This is a genomic window from Idiomarina sp. UBA4206 (assembly GCF_002383015.1).
Lineage (GTDB): Bacteria > Pseudomonadota > Gammaproteobacteria > Enterobacterales > Alteromonadaceae > Idiomarina > Idiomarina abyssalis.
This window is the reverse complement of sequence record NZ_DFTS01000032.1, coordinates 7,463-11,832: the sequence shown is the minus strand read 5'-3', so window position 1 is coordinate 11,832 and position 4,370 is coordinate 7,463. Positions and strand designations below refer to the sequence as shown.

The following is a 4,370-nucleotide window of genomic DNA, read 5'->3' as shown; positions in this document are numbered from 1 at the left end:
GGCGAGTATCGCCACTTCATGCTAAAAGAAATTTACGAGCAGCCTATTGCCGTTCGTAACACACTGGAAGGCCGCTTGTCCGAAACCAGCGTGCTGGATAATGCTTTTGGCGAAAACGCCGCCGATATTTTAAAAGGTATCGAGCACGTTCAAATTGTTGCCTGTGGAACGAGTTACCACGCAGGTATGGTGGCTCGCTACTGGCTCGAGTCCATGGCGAATGTTTCATGTAATATCGAAATTGCCTCAGAATTCCGCTACCGAAAGTCTTATGTTCATCCGAACAGCTTGTTAGTCACCATTTCTCAAAGTGGTGAAACGGCAGACACCTTAGCAGCACTGCGTTTGTCGAAAGAACTTGGTTATAAAGGCAGCCTGACTATTTGTAACGTGGGCTCCTCGTCTATGGTACGCGAATCGGACCTGGCCTTTTTAACCCGCGCTGGTGCGGAAATTGGTGTGGCGTCAACCAAAGCCTTTACGACCCAGTTGACCGGCCTGCTTATGCTGACCTTAGGTATTGGCAAATACCGCGGCATGCCAGAGCAACAGCAAGAAGCTGTTGTCCACGCGTTGCAGGCCTTGCCGGCCAAGCTGGAAGAAGCGGTGTCATTAGCGGATGAAATTGAAGAGTTAGCGCAGGACTTTGCCAACATGTCGCATAGCCTGTTCCTGGGGCGTGGTAATCAGTACCCTATTGCTATGGAAGGTGCGTTAAAACTGAAAGAAATTTCATACATTCATGCCGAAGCTTACGCCGCCGGTGAACTAAAGCATGGCCCACTGGCACTTATTGACGAAGAAATGCCGGTTATTGTCGTAGCACCGAACAACGATTTGCTGGAAAAGCTGAAATCGAACGTGGAAGAGGTTCGCGCTCGTGGCGGTTTGATGTACGTTTTTGCCGACAAAAACGCCCGCTTCAAAGGCGATGAGTCGTTAAATGTGCTTAACGTCTGCCATTGCGACGAAGTGATAGCGCCTATTGTCTATACCGTTCCTTTGCAGCTGCTGTCTTACTACGTTGCCCTGATTAAAGGCACCGATGTGGACCAGCCTCGTAATTTAGCAAAAAGTGTAACGGTCGAATTAATCAGAAAGGGCCGAAAGGCCCTTTTTTTCGGCGTACATTAAAGTTCTTATCCTTGAGCTAACGGAGTAGCTTTTTGATGAAAGGTTTAGCGGCAATACCAAAGCTTCCTGCGATGATAATATAATACTTATCTTTAAATTCGGTAAGGCCTAACGGCTTGTCTAAAAGATCTACGATATAAGCCACATACCCTATACAAAATATAGCCAAGGATAATGCTATAAAATAAAGACTAAAGTTAGTAATAAACGAAAAAACTCCTCTAGTCACTTGTTCTTTTCTCATGGTGATCCAATTATGTCGGTTTCTCATTTCAAAACCTCCCAGGATAATAATACATGGTATGTCGATAAAGATGGCTTTCCAAGCTATGCTGATGGTATTGGCTCACCTTGATTATCATGAACTTTATGATTCGGTTTATTAAATTTATCATACTCGTTTTTATTGTTTTTGTTGTTCTTGTCACGTTATTCCACAGCGTAAGCTATATTTTATATTTTCTTGGAATTACTTCGGAATTTCTAGGTTTAGAAGATTTTAAGCGTAATTATTATATAGTTATTGCCGCAAGTGTTGGCTTTGCTTTAGGCGAGTCTGTTTTTAAGTCTAGAAAAAAATCACGTGATTAAATCTATATCGAGGGTGGTAGTGGCCTATTTAGAATTATCACGGAACCGCTAATACTATGGCGATTCCGTGATAATTATTTCACTCTGTAGCTCAAGAGTATTGCGGCAATTCATCATTGTGCGACCGAGGTAACGAGAGCTGTAATGTGTTAGATGGCGGCACATGTAACAATCAGTAGTTACTATCTTCCAAAATTTCATTGCTCTAAAATTTCCGTCTCCACATCAGTTATATACACTGTAGTTTCACCTTCAAAGCCGGAGTCAATCGAGACATATACCCAAGCTTCTCCAGACTCTCCCGTGGTCATTACAAAGCTTTCATCGTTAACTAAAGGTTTAACCTCCCACACGGGCGACTCTTTAGAAGTTTCACAAGATATTGGCAGGCCAATATGTCCTAACAACGCGACATCATCGCCTCCTGATTGCCCATCATCAATATCGACTCTATAAATGCCCTCTGGAGCGCTTTCATAGGATACAAAGCGGGTAGGCTCCTGCGGCAAGAGGGAGGCTTTTACATTAACAGAAGAGCCGGGGCTGCCTCCTCCGCCAATGCACTGTTCTGATTCAACGGTTAAAACATTCACTTGAAAGTCGACGTTATACGTCGTATCGGGCTTTAAGTCTGAAATGTTTCTCTTTATATATCCTTTCATATCGCTTGAGTAATTGTACCAGCTAAACTCAACCCCCTTACGATACTCATAGGGTTCAGGAAGTTGAGACAGCGTTGAAACGATTTCATCATTTCTGTCATGCTCAACGGCATAGTCTGCAACACTAATCTCGAATTCCTGAGAACTTTCCGAAAAGTCGAACGATAAGTTAACAGATTGTTTTTCTGATGGCGGAGGTGGTGTGGAGCTGTCCCCCGAACCACAGGAAGCAACAAGTAGAACCGAAAAGAACAACGCCCAAAATTTATAATCCATTATAACTCCCTAAATGCAACTTCCTGTTTCTACAAGACTTTCGCTGATTAAAAATATTAATTAAAAACACAAATAATGTTACAATTATTTAACTTATTTTTAAACCGATTATCTGTCTGCAATTTAGCTTGTCTATAATCAGGAGTACGAATAAATGGAATTTAAAACCCTGTCACGTTCCTTGTTACTCACATTTATGACCGCGTATTTGTTTGGTTGCGGCGGCTCAAGTGGTTCTGATGATGGAACTGAATATACTGTCACAGTGGCGTCTGAACCCGTGTATTACGGTTTAGGTATTCAATTTACCCCGCCAATAACTGGACATGGAACCACTCAAAGTGGACAAGAAATTTTCACCACTAGTATTGAGGGCTTTGAACATGAGTTCGGAACCTCTTATGAGTTACGTGTACTTGAGAAAAACGTTGATACTGAAGGTGTTGCCGATGGCAGTTCAATATCAATTGAACTGGTCGAAGTTATCAGCTCGCAGGCCGATTCCGTTGGCACCAGCTATGTTTACAGCGAAGTAGAACTTAGCGGAAACCCTTTTACTGATAAAGAAGAGGGAGTTTATGGCTTTTATCAATATGAGTTCCTCTGTGCTGAAAACGCGGATTGCGATGCCTTGGTAGCTATTGCCGATAGCGGTGGTCTTGTTGAAGTCGAGTTCGAGTACACCGGTGGTGAAATACCTGTTACTTTGGTTCGATGGAATTAGTAACACTGTGTGAACCTCATGAAAGACTACCGAGAATCAGTAAGTTTTGTACTGCTGAATCTGCTTTTCCAAGTTACTCTCGGGGCTCTACTGAGCCCTTTACTAGATAATTTTGCGGGCCCAATCATAGTGGCTTCAAGTTGTGAAACGGAGTCACTCGAGGGTACTAAGGGCTGGTTCGAGTCCTATGGTGACAGCCTTTTCATTTGGTTTTTCTATCTGTTTGTTAACTTTATCGCTTTACTTAACCTCGTAATAACCGCCGTTTTTTGTAAGTTTTTTCTGAAACTTAACTTTGTCGCTTCTCACTTGCTTTGCTGCACTTTAGTCGTCTTTTTAGACTACTTAATTATTTACTTAAACGCTCAATGTTAGAACTTAAAGCGGATACAGAAGTCCATTCAGGTAGAGATCAAATTTCGGAGAATAACGTAGGCTGTAAATAGTAACCAGAAAATGCCCATCATGGACATTCACAGGAAATGAAGGTGGGCTTCAAGTAAAAGGAGCTATCATGGAAAATTTCTTATCACTATGGGGCGAATCGGCGTACACCAGCCTGGGCTTTTTCTGGATGGCTTTATGGGCGTTTGTATTAGGTTATTTGATCAGTAGCCTAATTCAAGTGCTTATCACTAAGCGGCGAATGCGTAAGGCTATGGGCGGCAATGATCTCAAATCCGTGTCGCTGGGCACTTTTTTTGGCTTTATCTCCAGTTCTTGCAGTTTTGCTGCACTTTCAACTACGCGGGCATTGTTCAATAAAGGGGCGGCCTTTAGTGCTTCAATGGCCTTTATGCTGGCCTCTACCAACCTGGTCATTGAACTGGGTTTTGTTATTTCTATTTTCCTCGGTTGGCAGTTTGTGGTTGGTGAATACGTTGGCGGGTTGCTGCTGATTTTATTCGTCTGGCTTTTTATTACGGTAACTAACCCCAAAAACCTCATCAAAAACGCCCGAGAAGAAGACGAAGAAGACGACG

Annotated in this window: 5 protein-coding genes; 3 read left to right on the top strand and 2 right to left on the bottom strand. The window is 42.9% G+C overall.

Annotated features, from left to right (window positions below):
• A partial coding sequence (gene glmS / locus B3180_RS06930; RefSeq protein WP_286843716.1) for a glutamine--fructose-6-phosphate transaminase (isomerizing) occupies positions 1-1,134 on the top strand: 1,134 nt, incomplete at its 5' end.
• Between the two features lie 16 nt (positions 1,135-1,150).
• Here the strand turns inward: glmS and B3180_RS06925 are convergent.
• Together B3180_RS06925 and B3180_RS06920 are read right to left on the bottom strand one after the other, a co-directional pair.
• Complete coding sequence (locus B3180_RS06925) at positions 1,151-1,378, bottom strand: hypothetical protein (protein ID WP_278358498.1); 228 nt, start codon at positions 1,376-1,378, stop codon at positions 1,151-1,153.
• Between the two features lie 544 nt (positions 1,379-1,922).
• On the bottom strand, positions 1,923-2,663 hold the full coding sequence (locus tag B3180_RS06920) for a hypothetical protein (RefSeq protein WP_278358497.1): 741 nt from the start codon (positions 2,661-2,663) through the stop codon (positions 1,923-1,925).
• Between the two features lie 154 nt (positions 2,664-2,817).
• On the opposite strand from B3180_RS06920, the gene B3180_RS06915 reads away from it, so the two are divergent.
• On the top strand, positions 2,818-3,387 hold the full coding sequence (locus B3180_RS06915; protein ID WP_278356485.1) for a DUF4377 domain-containing protein: 570 nt from the start codon (positions 2,818-2,820) through the stop codon (positions 3,385-3,387).
• A gap of 514 nt (positions 3,388-3,901) precedes the next feature.
• Positions 3,902-4,370: permease (locus B3180_RS06910; RefSeq protein ID WP_286843713.1), on the top strand; the 469-nt coding region annotated here is incomplete at its 3' end.